This window comes from Solimonas marina, assembly GCF_012241385.1.
GTDB lineage: Bacteria > Pseudomonadota > Gammaproteobacteria > Nevskiales > Nevskiaceae > Solimonas > Solimonas marina.
Window position 1 is genome coordinate 1 of sequence record NZ_JAAVXB010000029.1, and the last position, 1214, is coordinate 1214.

Consider the following 1214-nt stretch of genomic DNA (forward strand, 5'->3'; position numbering starts at 1 on the left):
TGTAATGACCCACCGAAATCTGCACAGGTCAGGCCGCTAAGGCATAAGCCTCGGCGGGTGTTTTCATTCCGAGCGCCTGATGTGGACGCCGGGTGTTGTAGAACGCGATCCAATCGCTGATCACACGGCTGGCGTGCTGCAGCGTTTCGAACCGATGCCGATGCACGCACTGCTCCTTCAGCGAGCGGATCACCCGCTCAACCATGCCGTTCTGCTGTGGGCAATGCGGCGTGATGAATTCCTGCTGCAGGCCATAACTCCGGACCAGTGCGGTGTAGCGGCGACTGGTGAAGACCAAGCCGTTGTCCGAACGCAGCAGAAATGTCTTCGTCACCCGCCCCAGGGTTCCGAATCGCGAGATCAGCGCCTGTTCTAGTGCAGCGCCCGCCGTGCTGGCCTTGCCGCTTCTGGAAAGATGCCAGCCCAGCAGCTCGCGCGTATGGCAATCGATCACCAATGCCAAGCTGGCCCAACCGTCACGGCCAGCCCAGACCCGGCACAGATCGGTTGACCAGCGCTGATTCGGCGCTTCGGCCTTCGACGGTAGCGCCTCAATCCGCGGGCGGTGCCCGATCGGGCGCTTCTTCACCTGCCAGCCCTTGAGCTGAAATACACGTTGAACCGTGTTCTTGTTGAAGCCCAGCAGGCCGGCGACCGTGCGATAGCCGAATGACGGTTCTTCTTCAATCATCGCCTTGATCGGCTCGGCGAAGCGCGGCTGAATCTTCGGCGCCGACTTACGCGAGCGGTAGTACACCGACCGGCGCGGAATCCCGAACCACGTGCACAGCTTGCTGATCGACACCTCGAAGCCATCGGCCTTCAGTCCCTGACGGATCGCTTCGATCACGTCTCGTCCTCGCCCAGCAGGGACTGCAATTTTTTTCGGGCTCGAAGCTCCAGCATCGCCTCGCCGTACGCTTCCTGCAGATCCTTGAGCTTGCGTTCGTACTGCTCGCGCACGTCTTCGGGTTTGGCACGCAGCGCATTCTCCATCCCGGCCTTGGCTTGGTCGACCCAGTCCTCCAGCTCTGACGGCGACAGATCAAACTGCCGCGATGCCTCCGCCACCGTCGTCTTGCCCTGGATGATCTCCAGCACCAGCGCGCCTTTACGCTTCGCCGTCCACCGCTTGATCTCTTCGTCCATCAACTTGCTCATGCTCCACTCCTTGCAAAGTATCACCTGAGCAGAATTTCAGTGGGTCATTACAC

The 1214-nt window shown here is 60.6% G+C and carries 2 protein-coding genes; both read right to left on the minus strand.

Features of this window, described 5'->3' with window-relative positions; translation table 11 throughout:
• Positions 1 to 28 precede the first annotated feature (28 nt).
• Positions 29 to 850, minus strand: coding sequence for an IS3 family transposase (locus tag G7Y82_RS21090; protein ID WP_168150115.1), 822 nt, complete (start codon positions 848 to 850; stop codon positions 29 to 31).
• Positions 847 to 1161 carry a transposase gene (locus G7Y82_RS21095; RefSeq protein ID WP_168150116.1) on the minus strand — a complete coding sequence of 105 codons (315 nt, stop codon included), beginning with the start codon at positions 1159 to 1161 and terminating at the stop codon, positions 847 to 849. The genes G7Y82_RS21090 and G7Y82_RS21095 overlap by 4 nt, the downstream gene beginning before the upstream one ends.
• Positions 1162 to 1214: the final 53 nt, after the last annotated feature.